Source organism: Cellulomonas aerilata (genome assembly GCF_007991755.1).
Classification (GTDB): domain Bacteria; phylum Actinomycetota; class Actinomycetes; order Actinomycetales; family Cellulomonadaceae; genus Pengzhenrongella; species Pengzhenrongella aerilata.
Window position 1 is genome coordinate 230,360 of record NZ_BJYY01000013.1, and the last position, 19,158, is coordinate 249,517.

Consider the following 19,158-nt stretch of genomic DNA (forward strand, 5'->3'; position numbering starts at 1 on the left):
CGTGGGCGCTCCCGGCGCGATCCTGCTCTCGCCGCCGGAGGTGGGCGAGGCCGAGCGCACGATGCTGCTCGCGGCCCTGGAGTCGGGCTGGGTGGCCCCCGCGGGCCCGGACCTGGACGCCTTCGAGCACGAGGTCGCCGCGGTGGTCGGGGCCGAGCACGCCGTCGCCCTGTCCAGCGGCACCGCGGCGCTGCACCTGGGCCTGCTGCTCGCCGGGGTGGGCCCGGGCGACGAGGTCCTCGTCCCGTCGTTCACCTTCGCGGCCACCGCCAACGTCGTCGCGTACCTCGGGGCGACGCCGGTCTTCGTCGACTGCAGCCCGTCGACGTGGACGCTGGACACCGCGCTCGTGGCCGAGCGCCTGCGGGCCGGCGCGGGGCGGTGCCGCGCGGTCATCGCCGTCGACATCTACGGCCAGTGCGCCGACTACGACGCCCTCGTCCCGCTGTGCGAGGAGGCGGGCGTGGAGCTCGTGGAGGACGCCGCCGAGGCCCTCGGGTCGACCTACCGGGGTCGGGCGGCCGGCGTCTTCGGGCGCAGCGCGGCCCTGTCCTTCAACGGCAACAAGATCATCACCGCCGGCGGCGGCGGGATGCTGCTGACCCCCGACGCGGCGCTGGCGGCTCGTGCCAGGCACCTGGCGACCCAGGCGCGCGAGCCCGTCGCGCACTACGAGCACCGCGACATCGGCTACAACTACCGGCTGAGCAACCTGCTGGCAGCGGTCGGGCGTGCCCAGCTGCTGAGCCTGCACGCCAAGGTCGACCGCCGTCGTGCGCATCGCGCGGCCTACCGTGCGGCCTTCGCCGACACCCCCGGCCTCCAGCTCATGCCGCTGGCGGACCACGGGCGCTCCAACTGCTGGCTCACCTGCGTGCTGGTGGAGCCCGACGAGTTCGGGGCGACCGCCGAGCAGGTCAGGCTGCACCTGCAGTCGTGCTCCATCGAGGCCCGTGCGACCTGGAAGCCGATGCATCTACAGCCGGTGTTCGCCGGGGCGCAGGTCGTCGGCGGCGCCGTGTGCGAGGACCTGTTCGCGCGGGGGCTGGCCCTGCCCAGCGGGTCGGGCATGACCGACCTGGAGCGCGACCGCGTCATCGAGGCGGTGCTGGCCACCCCGCGCCGGGCGCCCGCTCGCCGGCCGCTGCGAGCAGTCCGGTGAAGCGGCTCACCGACGTCGTCGTGGCGAGCGTCGCGCTCGTCCTGCTGTCCCCGGTGCTCGCGGCGGTCGCCCTGAGCGTGCGCCTCGTGATGGGTCGCCCGGTGCTCTTCCGGCAGCCCCGGCCCGGGCTCGGCGGCGCCGTCTTCGAGATCCTCAAGTTCCGGACCATGCGCCCCCCGCTCGCGCCGGGGCGCGAGTTCGCCGACCACGACGAGCGGATCCCCCCGCTCGGTCGGTTCCTGCGGCGCACCAGCCTCGACGAGCTGCCCGAGCTGCTCAACGTCCTGCGCGGGGAGATGAGCCTGGTGGGCCCGCGCCCGCTCCTGGTGGACTACCTCGACCGGTACACCCCCGAGCAGGCCCGCCGCCACGACGTGCGCCCGGGCATCACCGGGCTGGCGCAGGTCAGCGGGCGCAACGCCCTCGACTGGGAGCAGACCTTCGCCCTGGACGTGCGCTACGTCGACACCCGGTCGTGGTGGATGGACGTCCGGATCCTCCTGCTGACCCTCGTGCGCCTGCTCGACCCGCGGGGTGCGGGCGCCGACGCGGCCGGCATCACGCCGATGTTCCTGGGGTCGCGGACGCCACCGGCTGCGGCGACGGACGCCGGTACGCCGGGGACCACCCGCTGAGGTCGTCCGCCAGGTGGTCGGCGTATCGCAACGGGAGACCCCGCGTCGTTCTCGTGGCGGTGGTCGTGACGAGCACCCGCGGCATCACGTCCGCTCCTCCGAGGGAGTCCCTGCGGCGGGCGGCCGGTCCAGCGGGGGCGCCGTCGCCCGATGGCGCAGGGACGCCAGCCGCAGGACCGCACCGCGCGGCAGGGCGTCACGCGCCAGTGAGGTCCCCCGCGCCAGCACGGCCGCCCCGGCTCGCTCGACCGGCCCGGTAGGTCCGCCGAACACCTGCACGTGGTGGCGGTCTCGCACGCCGTCGGCCCAGGTCCTCTTGTGCGCGTCGTCATCGCCGCACTGGTCGTAGAGCGCCACCTCGGGGTCCTCGACGAACGCGCGCACCACCTCGTGGCTCAGCAGGATGCCCGGCGCATAGCTGCGCAGCTCGGGGTCGTAGGCCATGCGGAGTCCGTACACGGTCCCCGCGGTCTCGATGGACAGGTCGTAGGCGACGGCCCGACCGGCCACCCGGAGGAAGAAGACGTGCAGCAGCCCGGCGTCGGCGGCCCAGCCCGCAGCGTCGGCGTAGAAGCGCAGGAGCTCGGGGCGGCTGGTCAGCGCGGCGCCGTACTGCCCCTTCCAGCTGGACTTCTCCACCGCGGTGCAGTCCGACAGGAGCGCTTCGGCGGCCGGACGCCCCTCCAGGTGCTCCACCGTCACCGTGACCTGCGCCTCCAGCCGGCGACGGGCCTGGCGCAGGTTCCTCCTGCGGGAGGCGGACAGGCGCGCCTGCACCGCTTCCCAGGGCACCGTGACGTCCAGCACCGGTGACCGCTCGGCGACCCGCGCCGAGACCGCGCTGCCGGCGAGCGCTGCCTCCAGCAGGAGCGCCTCGGAGGTGCTCACGTCCAGCCCGTGCAGGTCCAGGCGCCGGGCACCGAGCCGCACCGCAGCGCCCAGCAGCGCCCTCCTGACGCCGGCCGAGCCGGCGACCGGCGCGTACCACGGGCAGTGGCGGGCAGGTCCGGCCAGGGTGCGCCCCCGGCGCAGGAGCGGGAGGACACCCAGCAGCTGGCCGTCCTGCCGGGCGGTCAGCAGCAGCGTCCGCAAGTCCGGCGCGAACGCGTCCCGCCACGCGAAGAACCACACCGGGGTGACGAAGGGCAGGGCGCCGGTCCGGGTCGCGAGGTCGTCCCAGTCGCGCTCGAGCGCCGGACTGCGTCCCTCGGGCGCGACCACGAGCGGCGGCACGTCTCGTTCGGCGACGTGGTCCATCGGCGCCTCCACCCCCGCGCCGTTCGCCACGCCGCGACGGACCCGCTCAGCCGGAGAACTTGGGAACGCGCCGCCATGCTAGGCGGCGGTCAGTGCACTGGCCAGGATGAAAGCAGCGGCCGTGACGACGGCGCCGAGGCGCCGCACGGCCTGCAGCCCAGGACGCGACGACGACCCACGAGCGCCTGCTCGACCACGAGGACCGGGAGCCGACGCGGCCGGCATCACGCCGATGTCCCTGGGGTCGCGGACGCCACCGGCTGCGACGACGGACGCCGGTACGCCGGGAACCACCCGCTGAGGTCGTCCGCCTCCGGGCCGGCTCCCCCGGCGGCCGCCAGCTCCCGGTAGGCGGCCGGGTCCGGCACCACGCGCCACGTCGAGAAGGGGTGGCGTCGGTCGGAGAAGCCGGCCTTGAAGCGGAAGACGCCGTCCTCGCCCGCCCCCACGCCGCCCCCCAGGTGCTGGGAGCGGTGGCCGCGCGCGGTGCCCCAGCGGCGGATCGCGTCGTAGACCGCCTTGGAGGGGTGCTCCGCGAACCGCTCGGTGCGTGTGGCGACGACGTAGTGGCTGACCAGGCCGCGGTGCTCGAAGAAGAAGGACCCGGCCATGAGCCGGTCCTCGCGGTCCAGGGCGACGGCGAGGTGCGTCTGCTCGGGCAGCTCGGAGCGCAGCTGCGCGAAGTGCTCCCGCGTGAAGAAGTAGGAGTCCGCAGCACCCAGTCGACGCATGCTCTCGTGGTAGGCGTCGACCCACTCGTCCAGGAGGTGCCACGCGTCGAACACCACCGAGCCCCCGCTCCGGACGAAGCGGGCGATGTCCTTGCGGTGGTCCTTGCGCAGGCGCGACCACCCCTCGTCCTCGGACAGCCGGAGGTCGAGGGACACCGTCGACCCGTGGTGCACGACGCGGCCGACCGCGGCGAGCGCCTCGGTCGGTGCGGGCAGCAGCGGGTGCAGCCGCACGAAGCACGAGACGAGGCGGGCCGCAGCCGCCTCCGCCACCAGCGCCCGGCTGGCGCGCTCCCAGAAGGCCAGGTCCGCGACGGGCACGTCGCTCACCGGCCCCGAGTACCCGTAGGGAGACGCCGCGTCGCACAGGCCGGTGCCGGGGACCGGCCGCAGCACGAGCGGCTGCAGCAGCCGGCCCCCGGGTTCCTCGTAGAGGAAGGCCACCGCGCGGCCCTCGGGCCCGGCGGCGGCCGCGACGTAGCCGGGCAGGTGGTAGACGTCGTGGTCGCACGCCGACAGGACCTGCCCCCACGCCGGGTGGGTGGCCTCGACGAACGATGCCATGCCGGTCACGTCCTCACCGCCCGGGCCCGCTGCCGCAGGAGGTCGGCGTACAGCGAGTCGTGCGCGGCCAGCAGCGCCTCGATCGAGCACCGCCGCAGCCGGGTGTCGAGCCGGGCTCGCAGCTCCGGTCCCCGCGGCAGATCACCGACCGTGGCCAGCGCCCGGGCCAGGGCCGGCGGGTCACCGGGCGGCACGAGCACGCCGCCGTCAGGTTCCACCAGCTCGGTGATGCCGCGCGTGCGACCGCCCACCACCGGCACCCCCAGGGCCAGGGACTCCAGCACCGCCCTGGACAGGCCCTCCTGCCACGACGGGAGGACCGTGGCGGTGGAGGCCAGCACGGCCGGCCGGACGTCCTCGAGGCGCCCCAGCAGGTGCGTGCGCGAGGCGACCCCCAACTGCTCGGCCCGGTCCTGCAGCTCCGCGCGCAGCGGTCCCTCCCCGACCAGGCACGCGTGCAGGTCCGGGCCCGCGGCGGCGAGGGCCTCGAGGAGCGTGCGGTGGTTCTTGCGGGGCACCAGCTCCGCCACGACGGTGACGAGGGGGGTGTCGGGCCCGATCCCCAGGCGGGTGCGCAGGTCCTGCGCGGCGGCGAGCAGCTCGTCGGTGGCCCGGTAGTGGTCGAGGTCGATGCCGATGCCCGGCATGAGCACGAGGCGCTCCGGCGGGACGATCCGCCGCCGCAGGGCCTCGTCACGGTCGAGCTCGTTGATGACGACGAGGCGGTCGGTCGCGAGGCCCGCCAGCCTCTCCACCGCGGCGTAGGCGGCGTTGCGAGCGCGGGAGCCGTGCGGGTGGAAGTGGAAGCCGTGCGCCGTGTACACCACGGCCGGACGGGAGGCTCGGGGCAGCGAGGCGACGGCCGCCCGGGTGATCGCCGACGCGATCGGCGTGTGCGTGTGGACGACGTCGTAACGGCCGCTCAGCAGGAGCCGGCGCATCCTCAACGGAGCCTGCAGCGCGTTCGCCGGGTCGGGGAGCCGCCGAGTCCAGGGCACCTCCCACACCGCGTCGAAGGACGCCTCGATCTCCGACAGCGCCGGCTCGCTACCGCTGGCCGCCTCGACGGTCCACCCCGACCGGCGCAGGTGGTGGGCGTAGGGCAGCAGGAAGCCCCGCGTCGTGCTGGGAACGGTGGTCACCACCAGCATCCGCGGCATCAGGTCGGCCCTCCGGGAGTCGTCGTCCCGGCGCGCGGGACCACCACCGTGCGCCGCGTCGCCCGGTGGCGGAGGGACAGCAGCCGCAGGACCGCGCCGCGTGGCAGGGTGTCGCGCGCCAGCGCCGCCCCGCGTGCCACCACGGCAGCCGCGGCTCGCTCGGCCGGCCCGGTGGGTCCGCCGAACACCTGCACGCGGTGGCGGTCCCGGACGCCGTCGGCCCAGGTCCGCTTGTGCGGGTCGTCGTTGCCGCAGTGGTCGAGGAGCGCCACCCGGGGGTCCGCGACGAGCGCGCGCACCACCTCCTGCCGGAGCAGCACCCCCGGGTCGTAGGCGCTCAGCTCGGGGTCGAAAGCCGAGCGCAGTGCGTACACGGTTCCCGAGCTCTCGATGAACAAGCCGTAGGCGACGGCCCGACCGGTCACGCGGAGGAGGAAGACGTGCAGCAGCCCGGCGTCGGCGGCCCAGCCCGCGGCGTCGGCGTAGAAGCGCAGGAGCTCGGGACGGCTGGTCAGCGCCGCACCGTACTGCCCCTTCCAGCTGCGGGCCTCCAGAGCGGCGCCGTCGGACAGGAGCGCTCCGGCGGCCGGACGTCCCTCCAGGTGCTCGACCGTGACCGTGCCCTGGGCCTCCAGGCGGCGCCGCCGCTGGCGCAGGTGCTTCCTGCTCGAGGCGGACAGGCGAGCCTGCACCGCCTCCCAGGGGACCGTGACGTCCAGGACCGGTGACCGCTCGGTGACCTCGGCCGAGACCGCGCTCCCGGCGAGCGCGGCCTCGAGCACGAGCGCCTCGGCGGTGCCCACGTCCAGGCCGTGCAGGTCCAGGCGCCGGGCGCGGAGCCGCACCGCAGCGCCCAGCAGCGCTCTGGTGATGCTCGCCGTGCCGGCGACCGGCGCGTACCAGGGTCCCACCCCGGGTCCGCTCAGCCTGCGCCCCCGGCGCAGGAGCGGGAGGAGGCCCAGCAGCTGACCGTCCTCGCGGGCGGTCAGCAGCAGCGTCCGGGCGCTCGGCGCGCACGCGTCGTGCCACGCGAAGAACCACCCCGGGGTGACGAAGGGCGGCGCCCCGGTCCGGGTTGCGAGGTCCTGCCAGTCGCGCTCGAGCGCCGGGCTGCGGGCCTCGGGCGCGACCACGAGCGTCGGCGCAGACCCCTGCTCCGCAGGGTGGACCGCCATCGACGCCTCCTGCCGCGCCGTCGCCTTGCTGCGACGGACCCGTTCATCCGGATGATCTCGGCACGCGCCGCCAGGCTAGGGCCGCCGTCAGCACGTTGGCCAGGGCGAACGCGGCGGCGGTGCCGACGGCTCCGAAGCGCCAGCTGAGCACCAGCCCGGCGACCAGCTGCACCGGCGCCGTCACCAGCCGGACGCGCACCAGGCGCCCGGGCATCTGCAGGGCCGAGAGCGCGACCCAGGCGCCGACCAGGACCGCCTCACCGAGGCCGCTGACCGCCAGGAACGCGCGGACGGCCGCGGTGCCCTCCCAGCTCGGCCCCAGCACGAGCACGCCCAGGGGGTCCGGAGCGAGCACCACCGCGGCTCCCCAGCCGACCGCCACGAGCGCCAGCACCAGGGACAGCCGTCGCGTGAGGAGCAGGACCCCCGGGCCACCGGCGGCGCGCACCGCGGCGGGCAGCGCGGTGGCGGAGAGCCCGCTGAAGACCACCGCCATCGGGCCGAAGAGCACGTACGCCGCGCGGACGGCCCCCAGCTCGTGCAGATCGCTGACGAACGGCATGCACAGGTAGACCAGCTGCGGCGGGAACTGCGAGAGCGCGTACGCCCCGACCATGGGGACGACGAGGCGGGACTGCGCCCGGAGCCAGCGCAGCACCGAGGGCCGAGCCGGCCGCAGCCGCGCGCGCGCCAGCGCAGCACCGGCCGCCACCGCGCCGCCGGCACCCCAGGCCGCGAGGAAGACCCACGGGCGTGACTCCCCCGCGAGGACGAGCGGGACGAGCAGCGCCACCAGCACCAGCGCCCACACGGCGTCGGTCTCCGCGGCCCGCGCCGGGTGCCCGCGGGCGAACTGGATGCTCCGCAGGGCGTCCTGCACCATGAGCAACGGCATCGCGACCGCGAGCGCGAGAAGGGCGTGACGCACCGTGCCGCCCACGGCGAGGGAGCCGACCGCCGCTGCGCCGCCGATCGCGCCGCCGCAGCCGAGCGCGTAGCCCAGGAACGACCTGGAGGCGACGGCCAGCCGCTCCTCGTCGCCGGCGAAGGCGACGGTCAGGACGTTCCCGCCGCTGGTGCGCAGCAGGCCCAACGCGAAGATGTAGATGACGTACACGAGGGAGAAGGCGCCGAAGTCCTCCAAGGAGGCACTGCGGACCACGACGATCGTCAGCAGGAAGTTGGTCCCCGTGCTGATCGCCTGGTCCAGGACGCCCCACGGCGCGCCGGCCAGCCTGTGCGGCCGGTCGTCGACTACCACCGCTCCCTCCGCGAGCACGCGACGAGGGCGCCGCCGACCGCGAGGACCAGCCACCAGTGCCGCTGGTAGAGGGCCTCGATGCCCGTGGACACGCCGAGCATCGCCGCGTGAGCGGAGAGCAGCGCCAGCAGCAGCGACCGGTCCGCGCCGTCCACGGCGCGCGCGGCGGCGAGCATCCGTGCGGCGTTGGCCAGGGCGAAGCCCGCGAAGGCGACGAACCCGACCAGGCCCATCTCCGCCAGCGTCCACAGGGCGGTGTTGTGGACGATGTTCTCCGAGGTCGCGGCGTTCACCCCCAGGCCGGTGCCCAGGAGCGGGTACGCCACGAAGTCGTCCACCGCGCCGGCCGCGAGGGACAGTCGCGCGCCCACCTGGTCCGGACGGCTCACGAGAGCGGCCGCGTCCGGCACGAGGGTGAGGACGACGACCGGCAGGACCACCGCCAGGGGCGCGACCGTGCGCACCAGCGCGACCGCGGCCACCCTCGGCGCCACCGCGCCCGCCACGACGAGCGCGACGGCGAAGCCGATCCACGCCGACCGGGAGAACGTGAGCACCAGGGCGAGGGGGAGCACGAACCCGGCGGACCGGGCGGCGGCGCCGCGCAGCAGGGGCACCGAGCTGGCGACGGTCATCAGGTGCAGCGCCAGGCCCAGCGCCACCAGGCCGCCGAAGGCGTTGGGGTCCACGAGCAACCCCGCCAGCCGTGCGCGCGGGAAGGGCTGGTTCACGAGCGGTACCTCCGCCACCCCGCTCGCCGCCAGGCCGAACGCGGCCAGGGCCACCGCCGCGTGCAGCAGCACGCCCCAGAGGAAGGCCCTGAGCAGCCAGCGGGCGTCGGACCACGTCCTGACGGCGTCGACCACGCAGAGGTAGATGAGCAGCAGCAGGCCGAAGCCGAGTCCCTTCTGGACCAGCGCGTACGACGTCACCGACCCCACGCGCACGAGGGACACCAGGAGCCCGACCGCGAGGGCGCCGGTCAGGGCGTGGGTCCACGGGCTCCAGGCCTCGGGGACGCGCCGCAGCCACGGCAGGCGCAGCCCGAGGTAGGCGAGGAGGAGCAGGTCCGACGGGGCCACGCGCAGGCCGAGCGGGCTGACGAGCTGCACGGGCAGCAGGAACGCCCAGCCGCCCAGCAGGAGCATCGAGGCAGGCGCCCGTGCAGGTACGTCCCGTGCCGCACGGACGGCCGTCCCCACCTGCTCAGGCACGCGCATGGGCCCTCCCCCCTGCGGAGACTAGGGCGATCCGCTCGGGTCGGAGTACTGTTCGGCTGAGCCATCATCTGCACGGGCGCTCGGGCGTCCGCCGGCGGAACCCTCAGGGCGGAGGCGTGGTCGTATGGCGCACAAGACGGCAGCACTGGTCCTGGCGGTCGCTGCCGCGGTCGTGACCGCCGGGTTCTCGACCGCGGACCAGCGCTCCACCCAGGTCCCTGCCCCGGTCGTGACGGAGGAGGTCCCGGCCCCCGTCGTGGCGGAGCCCGCGCAGCGCCCGCTCCTGCTCAAGCACGGCTGGGACATCCCGACCCCGCGGTTCGTGGCCGAGAACGCCGCCGCCATGGCGGCCTCGCCCTTCGACGGCGTCGTCGTGACCGCCCCCGGCGTCTCCAGCAAGGTCATGCGCCAGGCCCCCCTGAGCCTCGACCACGCGCGCGCCGTCCTGGCTCCCATGGTCGCCGCCCGGACGACCCGGATGAGCCACAACTTCGTGATCGTCTACGCCACGCCGGCCGGACCGTTCTCCGGCTCCTGGACCACCCCGGTCGCCAACTTCGGTGCGGTGGCGCGTGCGGCGTCCGAGGCAGGGGCCGAGGGCATCTTCTTCGACGTCGAGTCCTACTTCGGGTCGTCCTGGTCACGCTGGACGGTCTGCCCCCGTCTGACCGACGAGCAGTGCGCCGACGTGGCCCGGGAGCGCGGCGCGCAGACCATGCGCGCCATGGTCGAGGCCGCGCCGGGCCTCACGGTCCTGACGAGCTTCGGCGCCTGGGCGAGCGACCCGAGCACGGACGACGCCCTCGAGGACGTCCCCTACAACGACATCTCGCGCCCGCTGGCCGTCCGCGGGCACTTCCTCATCGGCATGGTCGAGGCCGCGCGTGCGACGGGATCGTCCTTCGCGGACGGCGGGGAGCTCTACACCCTGCGCTCCCCCGAGGAGTTTCGTGCGGCCCGGGCGTGGCTGGACACCGGGCTGCCGAGCGAGGGCGACATCGTCCCCCCGGGCCTGCGCGCCGACTACGCCGCGACCGTCGACGTGTCCTTCGGGGTGTACGACCGGCCGTGGCTGGGTCGGCCGATGGACACGGCGCTGTGGCAGACCACGCTCGAGAACGCGCTGGACCACAGCGAGCGGTACGTCTGGGCCTACACCGAGCGCCACGACTGGTGGGGGACCGGGTGGCCGGAGGAGCCGGTCCCCCAGGCCTGGGTCGACGCGACGCGCCGCGCGCGTGACAGCGGCTGACCGCCGGACAGGTCGACGGTGAGCTGGCCGCTGACGAGGTCCGAGGCCGAGCCGGAGGACACCGCCCTGCGCGCGTGGGTGGGCGTGCTGCGCCGGCGAGCCCTGCTCGTCGTCCTGGTCGCGGTGATCTGCACGGCGGTGGCGGGGGTCGCGCTGTCCCGTGCCGAGGCGCGGTACACCGCCGCCGCGCAGGTGGACGTCAGCGCAGCGCTCGCGGGCGGGGGCGCTCCGGCGGGCAACGCCCCCCGCGTGGCGGACGAGGCGCTCATCGCGCGGAGCACCCAGGTGGTGCAGCGCGTCCAGGAGCAGCTGAGCTTCGACGTGGAGCTGGACGCCGCGGCGGACGAGGGCAGCACCGTGCTGACGCTGTCGGCGACCGCCGCGACGCCCGACCGCGCCGCTGCCGCGGCGAACGCCTACGCCGACGCGTACGTCGACCTCCGCCGCAGCGCCGCGGTCGAGCAGAGCGAGACGGCGTTCCGCGCGCTCACGGACGCCATCGACGAGCTCGACGCGCGGCTCGTCACCGCCACCGAGGCGCAGCGGACGGCTCTGCGGGAGCAGCGCTCCGCACTCGAGGAGGCCCGGACGGCCCTCGTCGTGGACGAGGCGCTCGCGCGACAGGGCTGGGCCCGGGTCATCGCCCCCGCCCAGCCGCCGCTCGACGACGACGCGCTCCCCGGACCCCTCCTGCTGGCCGGGGCCGCCCTCATCGGACTGGCCCTCGGCCTGGTGGCGGCCGCGGTGCGGGACGCCCTCGACGGCAGCGCCCACACCGCGGAGTCGCTGGCCAGGGCGCTGGTCGTCCCCACGGGCGAGGGGGACGGGCGGCGGCGCGTCCGCGTCCTCGCCGTGGTCCCGAACGCCGGGGCGGCCATGGTCTCCGCGGCGCTCCGGGCGGGTGGGGCGGGGGTGGCGGCACCGCTGCGCCTGCTGCGCTCAACGCTCCTGCCCACGCGGCGGGACGCGGGCCCGAGCGTGGTGCACCTGACGAGCACCTCCACCGACGACGGGGCCGCCGTGGTCGCGTGCGGTCTCGCGCTCGCGCTGGGGGCGTCCGGCCACTCGACGACCCTGGTGGAGGTGACACCGGCCGGCGCCGACCGGGTGGGGCCCCTGCTGTCGCTGCCACCGATGGCCGGCCCCCGCGACTCCGTCCGTCCGGAGGGCGAGATGCCGGAGGCGCACGACCTGGGCTGGTGGGGCGACGACGCGGAGGTCGCCCCGCGCGTGCGGGTGCTGCGCGTGGCGTCGGGGGTCGGCGAGGGCGACGGGGACGGGCCCGCTCCCCTCGACAAGCTGGTCGGCGACCTGCGCACGACCGCCGACGTGGTCGTGCTGCTCACCCCGCCGCTGCTCTCCTCACCCGAGGGCCTGGAGGTCGCGCTCTCCGTGGACTCCACCGCCCTCGTGGTGCGCCTCAGCGGCACGCCGGTGAGCTCGGCACGCCACGCCGCTGCCCTGCTGGCCGCCGTCGGCGGGACCGTGGACGGGGCCGTCGCGACGGGTCCGGAGCAGACCCGCACCGTCGTCCGACCTCGTCCTCGTCGCCTGCTACGAGGATCGGGTGCAAGCGTCGGCGCGGTGGGCGTCGATGCGGTGGACGACGTCGAGCCGGCGGACCAGGAAGGTCGGCCCGCGGAGGACGACGCCGACCCGGCCGACCACGACAGTCGGCCCGCGGAGACCGGGGACCCCGCTCGCCGGTAGACCTCGCCTGCTCGCGCCGTTCCGCCCCGCGCAGCGTCTGGCGGTGCGAGTATGGCGGCATCGCGCGGTCCGGCCCCCCGGCTGGTGCCCAGGCGCGACCGGCAACGTCGGAGATGCCGCATGACACCCTTCTCGACGCACCTCGTCCGCCGCTTCGTGCCGCTGGCTCTCGGCGCCCTGCTGACCACCGCCGCGTGCGGCGGGGCACCGGGCGCGGTGGGCGCGGACGCGGCAGGCGGGCGCCCACCCCGGGAGCACGCTGCTCACAGCGCCCCGGGTGCCCCGGGTGCCCCGGGTGCCCCGGGTGCCGCTGGTGCCCCGGCCGTCCTGGCAGCGACCACGCCCCGCACACAGGTCGCACCGTCGGACGTCGTGCAGCTGCGCAGCACGTTCGAGCGGCTGCTGGGTGCCCACCTGCTCCTGGCCGACGAGCACGTCCGCAGCACGCTGACGGGCGACGACGCCCGCGCCTCGGCCGCCGTGGACGCGGTGGAGCGGAACGAGCAGCAGCTCGTGGACGCGGTGGCCTCGCTCGGCGGTGAGGCGACGGGCGCGAGCTTCGGCACCGCCTGGCACCGGCACGTGGACATCCTGCACGACTACGCCGTCGCGCTGCGGGACGACGACGCCGCGGGTGCCGCTTCCGCGCGGACGCAGTACACCCAGGCGGAGAGCGAGCTCGCGACCGTCCTGCACGGCGTCGCCGGGGGGCAGCTCAGCCTCGAGGCGCTCACCGCGGGGGCCACGATGCACGGTGAGCACCTGCTCGGCCAGGCCGACGCGTTCCACCGCGGGGACTTCGATACGGCCTACACCCTGCAGCGCACCGCTTTCGCCCACATGATCGGCATGGCCGACGCGCTGGCGCGGGGGATCGCGGCGGCGAAGGGGCTGTCGACGGCCGAGCTCGACGCCCCACGCCTCGACCTGCAGTCGGCCCTGAGCCGGCTCCTGGCCGAGCACATGGGCCTGATGGTCCAGGCGATGCGGGCCGCGCAGGACCGCTCCCCCGACTTCGACGCCGCCGGCCGCGCCATCAACGCGAACACCACGGACCTCGGCGCCGCGGTGTCGCTCCTCTACGGCGCTCCCGCGAGCGGGGAGTTCCTGACGATCTGGGCGGACCACGTCGAGGCGCTGATCCAATACGCCGGCACCCCCGACCAGGAGGCCCGCAACGCGGCGCGGCAGAACGGCGTCGACTACGCGCCGCGGCTGGCGCGCTTCCTCGCGGGCGCGACCGAGCAGCGCCTCCCGGCGATCGACCTGGCGGCGTCGCTGACCCAGCACGACGACCACCTGCGGCGTCAGCTCGACGCCTGGGCGGTCGACGACCTCGACGAGGCGCAGGCGCAGGCCGAGCAGGGCTACGGCCACATGTTCGAGCTCGCCCAGACGCTGGCGACCGCCATCGGTGACGTCGTGGCGGCCCGGCTGCCCCAGGGCGGCGCCGCGACGGGCGGCGGCGGACGAGCCGACGGGGACTAGGCGCGTGCGCCGCGTCGCCACCCTCGTCGCCGTCGCCGCCGTCGTCGCCCTCGTCCTGCCGGGCTGCACGTCGTCGGTGCCGGACACCACCGCGCGACCGGTCGCGGTCAGCCCCGCTCCCGACGTCAGCCCGCCGCCGCCTCCGCCGCAGGACTTCACGGCTGTGCGGGAGGTCGCCCGCGGCCCGGTGCCCGTGCGGGTGCGCATCCCGGACCTCGGCGTCGACGCCGAGGTCGGGGCCGTCGGCAAGGCCGAGGACGGCAGTGTCGAGGTGCCGACGGAGTGGGACGACGTCGGCTGGTACGACGGCGGGGCCCGCCCCGGCGAACCGGGCCCGGCGGTCCTGCTCGGCCACGTGGACTCCACGAGCGGTCCGGCGGTCTTCGTCCGCCTGCCGCAGGCCCGCCCCGGCACCGTCGTCGAGGTCGTCGGTGACGACGGCTCCGTGCAGCGCTTCGCGGTGGACCGGCTGCAGTCGTTCCCGAAGACCCGCTTCCCCACCGAGGCGGTCTACCTCCCCGGGCTGGAGCCGGAGCTGCGCCTGGTGACCTGCGGCGGGCGCTTCGACCGCGCCACCGGCCACTACGTCGACAACGTCGTGGTCTGGGCCAGCGCCCTGCCCTGACCCGCCCCGTCGCCCGTCAGGGCGTGCAGGCCTCGCGCGACGACCGGTAGGCGGCCAGCTCGTCCTCGAGGCGGTCCCGCTCGGTCGCCCCACGCGTCAGCACGGGCAGGGTCTGGTCGAGCGCCTGCTCGGTGGTCAGTCGCTGCGCGAGCAGCTCGTCCATGATCCGCGTGTGGTCCGCGAGCGCCTGGTCGAGCGCCGTCGAGCGCTGCGCCACCGCGTCCGCCCACGCGAGCGCCGTCGCGCAGGCGGAGCCCGCGGCGTCGCCGGGCACCTCCGTCTGGGTCGGTGCCGGCGAGGCCGTCGACGGCGGCGCCGCGTCGGCCGAGCGCGCGACCTGCGGATCGCCGGGCTCGCCCACCTGCTCCGGTTGGGAGCGGGCGAACGCGAACGTGATCCCGGCGGCGAGCACCCCCGTCAGGACGACGGCGGCGATGCTCGCCCACCACGGCACGTAGCGCCGATCGTCGTCGTCGTACACCACGAGGTCCACGACTCTCCTTCTCCCGCGCTCGGCGCGGCCGTCCGGCACCCGGCTCCCGAGCCGTTGGGTCCACCCTGACGTCATCCCGACCGGGATGCGAGGCGGACCGTCGGGACGCGTCCAGCCGGCTCGGCTCCGGGCCGGCGGGTCCGCTCCGGAGCCGGCCGGCGGTCCTGATCCTCATCCGCGGACCCCCGCACCCACAACCCTCGCGGGCGAGGCGTGATCCGCCGCGCCCCCTGCCGGTCACGGACGACTGCGTCGCCTCGCCTGCGGCGGGGAGGTCGGCGGTCTAGCCGAGGGGGACCGGGGCGGCGGCGTCCCTCGGCCGTCGGCCGAACAGCGCGGCCAGCGCCGCGTCGGAGGCCGCCAGGGCGGCGCGGTCGAAGGTGCTGCTGGATGCGACGAGCTCGGCAGCCCCGGTCCGGTCGAGCAGCTCGGCGAGCCGGCGCTCCACCTCGGCGGGTGTCCCGGCGATCGCGGCTGCTGCGGTCTGCTCGAGGTACTGCTGCTGCCGCGGGGTACGTGCCGCGGTCCGCACGGCGGACACCGGCTCCAGCGGCGGGAACACCCCGGTGGTCCGGCTCCGGGCCATCGCCCACGCCTCGGGCAGCAGGAGGTCGGCCGCCTCGCTGCTGGTGCCGGCGACCAGGACGTCGAGGCTGACCGCCACCCACGGGTCGGGCTGCTGCCGGGACGGGCGGAATGCGCACCGGTAGCCGGCCAGCGCCTCCAGGCCGGGGGCCGGATCACCACCCACCCCGAGGAGCGGGCCCCCGACGACCACCGGGAGACCGAGCTCCGCCGCGACCGGCAGGCCGCTGCCCGTGGCCAGCACGTACATCGGCACCGCGCCGTCCGGCCGCGGGTGCACGGTGATCTCCGCCGTCCCGTCGAGGTACGCGCGCAGCTCGGCGAGGTCGGCCGCGAAGTCACGGTCGACCTGCCGCAGGGCCCGGCGGACCGGTGCCGTGAAGCCCGGCGAGCGACCGAGCCCGAGGTCCACCCGGTCCGGGGCGAAGGCCGACAGGGTCGAAAACTGCTCGGCGACGACGAGCGGCTGGTGGTGCGGCAGCATCACCCCCGCCGAGCCGATGCGGATGGTGCGCGTCGCGCCCGCGACGGCCGTCAGCAGCACCGCCGGTGCCGCGCCGGCGACACCGGGGACCCCGTGGTGCTCGGCGACCCAGAACCGGTCGTACCCCAGCCGTTCGGCGTGGCCCGCGCGCGCGACGGTGCCCCGCAGTGCCACGCCCTCCGGTTCGTCCACGCGCGTGCGGGACCTGTCCAGCAGCGAGAGCCGCACCTCGGGGTCGATCACGCCAGTGCAGCGTCGCCCGGCCACGGGTTGTTCCGTCGCCCGCACGACTGCGATCACGTGCTCCTAGGCGCGCGCCCGGTGCGCCGGGTCGCCGTCCGTCGCGCCCGGCGCACCGGGCGCGACCTGCGCCTCGCGCCGCATCGGCACGTGCGGGATGTCGTCCTCGTCGAACGCGTCCCCGTCGACGGTGAAGCCGAACCGGCCGTACCAGGGAGCCAGGTGCGCCTGGGCGTCGAGGACGACGGCGGCGGACGGGTCGATCTCGGCGCAGCGGTCCAGGGCGGCGCGCATGAGCTCCGCCGCGACACCCCGGGACCGCGCGGCCGGCGCCGTGGCGACGCGGCCCACGCGCAGAGCGCCGTCGGCGTCGTGCAGCACGCGCAGGGTCGCGACCACGTCGCCGGAGTCCGTGGCCCACAGCAGCTCGGCGCCGGCCTCGACGTCCCGCCCGTCCAGCTCCGGGTAGGGGCACGCCTGCTCCACGACGAACACGGACACCCGCAGGCGCAGGATCGCGTAGAGCTCGAGCGGGTCGATGGTCCGGACGGCGGATCGGTGCAGGACGACGGTCACGGGTCGCGACGGTAGCCGAGCGGGGCCCGGGCCGGACCGCGACCGGCGCCGTCACATGCGCTCACGCCCTGCCGGACGCGGGTCGAGCCGTGCCAGCATGGCGCGATGGAGGACGGCGAGGCCGCGGGAGGTCGCACAGCGGTGATCATCGGCGCCGGGGTCGGAGGCCTGACCGCGGCGGTCGCCCTGCACCAGCGCGGGTGGCGCGTCCAAGTCCTCGAGCGTGCCGCCGACCTGTCGCCGGTGGGCGCCGGGCTGGTCCTGTTCCCCAACGCCATGAGCGCGCTGGACGTCATCGGGGTCGGCCCCGAGCTCCGATCGCGTGCGCTGACCGGTCCGGGCGGCTACCGCACCCCCGACGGTCGATGGCTCCTGCGCCGGGACCTGGGCTCGACGGCTCGCGAGCGTGGTCAGGTCGCCGTCGTCCTGCTGCGGAGCGAGCTGATCGACGCCCTGGCGCGTCAGCTGCCCGAGAGCGCCTTGCGCACGGGCGTCACGGTCTCGGTGGCCGAGCCGGGGAGCCCTCGCCGGCGCGCCGCCGTGAGGACGACCGGCTCGGACCGTCTCGAGGCCGACCTCGTGGTCGCCGCCGACGGCGCGGCGTCGTCGACCCGGGCGGCGCTGTTCCCCAAGCATCGCGAGCTGCGGTACGCCGGCTACGCCACCTGGCGCCTGCTGCCGCGGCCGGCCGTGGGAGCGACCCTCCGGTACCAGTTCGAGACGTGGGGTCCCGGTCGACGCTTCAGCGCCCTCCCCCTGGCGGGCGGGCGGGTCTACTGCTGGGCGACCGCGTCCAGCCCAGCGCGCGGGGCGTCGCCGACGGCGGACGAGAGGGCCACTCTGCTGGCGCACTTCGGCACGTGGCACGAGCCCATCCCCACGCTCATCCGGTCGACGACCGCGGCGGAGGCGCTCCGTCACGACTCCGTCCACCTCGCGCGACCCCTTCCGGCGATGCACGCCGGCCGCACCGCGCTGGTCGGGGACGCGGCGCACGCCATGACCCCCGATCTGGGTCAGGGTGGCTGCACGGCGATCGAGGACGCGGTCGTGCTCGCGCGCGAGGTCTCCCTGCCCGGGCGGCCGTTGGGCACGGCGCTGGAGCGCTACACAGCCGCCCGCCTGTCCCGGACGACGAGGATCGCGCGGCAGTCCACCCTGATGGGGCGCGTGGGCCAGGCGCACCGTCCCCCGGCGCTTGCGGCCAGGACCGCGGCGCTCCGGGTGGCCGACCACCTCCCCACGACGGTGCTCCTCGCGGCGATGCACCCCGTCGTGGGCTGGAGAGCACCGAGCGACTAGGCCCGCTCCCTGCCCGCTGTGCCCGCAGCGGCAGCACCACGACGGGTCGGCCCCGGCCGGACGGCACCGCTCATCAGGTGTCGGCGGCTGGTCGGTGGTCGCCGCTCCGGTCGCCGGTGACCGGGTCCGTCGGGCTCGGCGCCGGCGACCCGGACCGCTCGCGGAAGCGGACGGGCTCGCCCCGCTCCAGGCGCTCCCGCTGGGGGACGACCGTGTACTTCGGGTCCTTGGCGGACTCCTGCCCCGCCTCGAAGACGCCGAAGCGGGTGCACGCCGACCCCGCGAGCAGGGCCACCCCGGACACGACCGCGGCCGTGCGACTCCGGCCCGCGAACAACGATGCTGCTCCCCCGGCGGCGGTCAGGACCTTGGCCGCCCGCATGAGGCGGCCGGCCGTGCCCTGGTGCAGCGGCTCGGCCGTGATCCCCATCGTCCGCTCCATCCGGTGCTCCATGACGAGCTCGAGCACCGCCCCGCCGAGCGCCAGCCTGCGCACCGGGCCGGTCTCGTGGACCGGCGCGGCGACGAGCCCGAGGCCGGCCGAGGCGGCGGCCGCGGAGCCGACGAACACGAAGGGGAGCTCCCGGTAGGCCGCGTGCCACGACGGTGTCGCCGTGTCGGAGAGCAGCACGGCGGTGTAGGCGGCCACGGGCGGGGCGAGCAGGGCGGCGAGCAGGCCGGCCGGGCGGTCCACGAGGCGCGCCAGCCGCAGCGGCCCCACACGGAGGCGTGACGGCAGCATCGAGACGACCTCGGTGGCGGCGACCGCCCCGGCGAAGGGTCCGTAGCTGCTCAGGATCCAGGTGCCGACCGACATCGGCGAGGTCGCCTTCGCCACCCGCAGCATGTTGAGGAAGCGCTCGGGCCTCCCGAGGTCGTGCACCAGGGCCACCATGGACACCGTTAGGGCCGCGATCGCCGCCAGGCGTCCGGACCGTCGCAGGATCGGCCGACCGGTCAGGTCCGCACCGGCGGCGATCAGCGAGGACCCCGCGGCGACCCCGCCCGCGAACAGGTACGTCGGGATGTCCGCCTCCCACGGCGACGGCTTGACGATCGCCCGGCCGTAGTAGGAGGTGAACGTCGCCTCAGGCACCATCGACCGGTCGCCCCCGCCGCCACCCCCGCTGCGGCCGCCCCGCCGCCTCCTGCGCCCCCCGGCGGAGCCCGGTGTGGCGGCGATGTCCGGGCGGGTGTCCTGCACGCCCTCGCGTCCGACCGATCCGCTCCCGTCGTCC

Annotated in this window: 17 protein-coding genes; 7 read left to right on the plus strand and 10 right to left on the minus strand. The window is 76.0% G+C overall.

Annotated elements, in window-relative coordinates:
• The first annotated feature begins 1 nt into the window (after nucleotide 1).
• Nucleotides 2-1,162, plus strand: a complete 1,161-nt coding sequence (locus tag CAE01nite_RS09250) for a DegT/DnrJ/EryC1/StrS family aminotransferase (RefSeq protein ID WP_246131115.1) — start codon at nucleotides 2-4, stop codon at nucleotides 1,160-1,162.
• Complete coding sequence (locus CAE01nite_RS09255) at nucleotides 1,159-1,797, plus strand: sugar transferase (protein WP_146903147.1); 639 nt, start codon at nucleotides 1,159-1,161, stop codon at nucleotides 1,795-1,797. The genes CAE01nite_RS09250 and CAE01nite_RS09255 overlap by 4 nt, the downstream gene beginning before the upstream one ends.
• Nucleotides 1,798-1,881: 84 nt before the next feature.
• Here the strand turns inward: CAE01nite_RS09255 and CAE01nite_RS09260 are convergent, their stop codons facing one another.
• The 6 genes from CAE01nite_RS09260 to CAE01nite_RS09285 form a co-directional block, all read right to left on the minus strand.
• Nucleotides 1,882-3,054 carry a GNAT family N-acetyltransferase gene (locus tag CAE01nite_RS09260; RefSeq protein ID WP_146903150.1) on the minus strand — a complete coding sequence of 391 codons (1,173 nt, stop codon included), beginning with the start codon at nucleotides 3,052-3,054 and terminating at the stop codon, nucleotides 1,882-1,884.
• Nucleotides 3,055-3,278: 224 nt separating this feature from the next.
• On the minus strand, nucleotides 3,279-4,349 hold the full coding sequence (locus CAE01nite_RS09265; protein ID WP_246131148.1) for a GNAT family N-acetyltransferase: 1,071 nt from the start codon (nucleotides 4,347-4,349) through the stop codon (nucleotides 3,279-3,281).
• 5 nt (nucleotides 4,350-4,354) lie between these two features.
• On the minus strand, nucleotides 4,355-5,491 hold the full coding sequence (locus CAE01nite_RS09270; RefSeq protein ID WP_186816485.1) for a glycosyltransferase: 1,137 nt from the start codon (nucleotides 5,489-5,491) through the stop codon (nucleotides 4,355-4,357).
• A gap of 17 nt (nucleotides 5,492-5,508) precedes the next feature.
• Nucleotides 5,509-6,684, minus strand: a complete 1,176-nt coding sequence (locus tag CAE01nite_RS09275) for a GNAT family N-acetyltransferase (RefSeq protein WP_146903158.1) — start codon at nucleotides 6,682-6,684, stop codon at nucleotides 5,509-5,511.
• Between the two features lie 43 nt (nucleotides 6,685-6,727).
• Nucleotides 6,728-7,945 (minus strand): MATE family efflux transporter, encoded by a 1,218-nt coding sequence (locus tag CAE01nite_RS09280; RefSeq protein WP_146903161.1) that lies wholly within the window; start codon nucleotides 7,943-7,945, stop codon nucleotides 6,728-6,730.
• Complete coding sequence (locus tag CAE01nite_RS09285; RefSeq protein ID WP_146903163.1) at nucleotides 7,939-9,165, minus strand: O-antigen ligase family protein; 1,227 nt, start codon at nucleotides 9,163-9,165, stop codon at nucleotides 7,939-7,941. Before CAE01nite_RS09285 ends, CAE01nite_RS09280 begins: the two co-directional genes overlap by 7 nt.
• A 124-nt stretch (nucleotides 9,166-9,289) precedes the next feature.
• On the opposite strand from CAE01nite_RS09285, the gene CAE01nite_RS09290 reads away from it, so the two are divergent.
• From CAE01nite_RS09290 to CAE01nite_RS09305, 4 genes are all read left to right on the plus strand, one after another.
• Nucleotides 9,290-10,417, plus strand: coding sequence for a hypothetical protein (locus tag CAE01nite_RS09290; protein ID WP_146903166.1), 1,128 nt, complete (start codon nucleotides 9,290-9,292; stop codon nucleotides 10,415-10,417).
• A gap of 18 nt (nucleotides 10,418-10,435) precedes the next feature.
• Nucleotides 10,436-12,127: a hypothetical protein gene (locus CAE01nite_RS09295; RefSeq protein WP_146903169.1), complete on the plus strand. Its 1,692-nt coding sequence runs from the start codon at nucleotides 10,436-10,438 to the stop codon at nucleotides 12,125-12,127.
• Nucleotides 12,128-12,247: 120 nt separating this feature from the next.
• Nucleotides 12,248-13,615 (plus strand): hypothetical protein, encoded by a 1,368-nt coding sequence (locus CAE01nite_RS09300; RefSeq protein ID WP_146903172.1) that lies wholly within the window; start codon nucleotides 12,248-12,250, stop codon nucleotides 13,613-13,615.
• A 4-nt stretch (nucleotides 13,616-13,619) separates the two neighbouring features.
• The gene (locus CAE01nite_RS09305) at nucleotides 13,620-14,240 is read left to right on the plus strand and encodes a class F sortase (protein WP_146903175.1); all 621 of its coding nucleotides are present in this window, start codon (nucleotides 13,620-13,622) and stop codon (nucleotides 14,238-14,240) included.
• A gap of 16 nt (nucleotides 14,241-14,256) precedes the next feature.
• Here CAE01nite_RS09305 and CAE01nite_RS09310 read toward each other — a convergent pair whose 3' ends face one another.
• The 3 genes from CAE01nite_RS09310 to CAE01nite_RS09320 all read right to left on the minus strand — a co-directional run bounded on the left by CAE01nite_RS09310 (nucleotide 14,257) and on the right by CAE01nite_RS09320 (nucleotide 16,618).
• Nucleotides 14,257-14,733, minus strand: coding sequence for a hypothetical protein (locus CAE01nite_RS09310; protein ID WP_146903178.1), 477 nt, complete (start codon nucleotides 14,731-14,733; stop codon nucleotides 14,257-14,259).
• Nucleotides 14,734-15,016: 283 nt separating this feature from the next.
• On the minus strand, nucleotides 15,017-16,045 hold the full coding sequence (locus tag CAE01nite_RS09315; protein ID WP_246131116.1) for an MsnO8 family LLM class oxidoreductase: 1,029 nt from the start codon (nucleotides 16,043-16,045) through the stop codon (nucleotides 15,017-15,019).
• Nucleotides 16,046-16,108: 63 nt separating this feature from the next.
• A complete protein-coding gene (locus CAE01nite_RS09320; RefSeq protein WP_146903181.1) occupies nucleotides 16,109-16,618 on the minus strand; it encodes a GNAT family N-acetyltransferase in 510 nt (169 codons plus the stop codon).
• A gap of 105 nt (nucleotides 16,619-16,723) precedes the next feature.
• Here CAE01nite_RS09320 and CAE01nite_RS09325 point away from each other — a divergent pair, with 105 nt between their 5' ends.
• On the plus strand, nucleotides 16,724-17,920 hold the full coding sequence (locus CAE01nite_RS09325; protein WP_146903183.1) for an FAD-dependent monooxygenase: 1,197 nt from the start codon (nucleotides 16,724-16,726) through the stop codon (nucleotides 17,918-17,920).
• A 73-nt stretch (nucleotides 17,921-17,993) separates the two neighbouring features.
• Here CAE01nite_RS09325 and nrfD read toward each other — a convergent pair whose 3' ends face one another.
• Nucleotides 17,994-19,019 carry an NrfD/PsrC family molybdoenzyme membrane anchor subunit gene (nrfD, locus tag CAE01nite_RS09330; protein WP_146903186.1) on the minus strand — a complete coding sequence of 342 codons (1,026 nt, stop codon included), beginning with the start codon at nucleotides 19,017-19,019 and terminating at the stop codon, nucleotides 17,994-17,996.
• Nucleotides 19,020-19,158 lie beyond the last annotated feature (139 nt).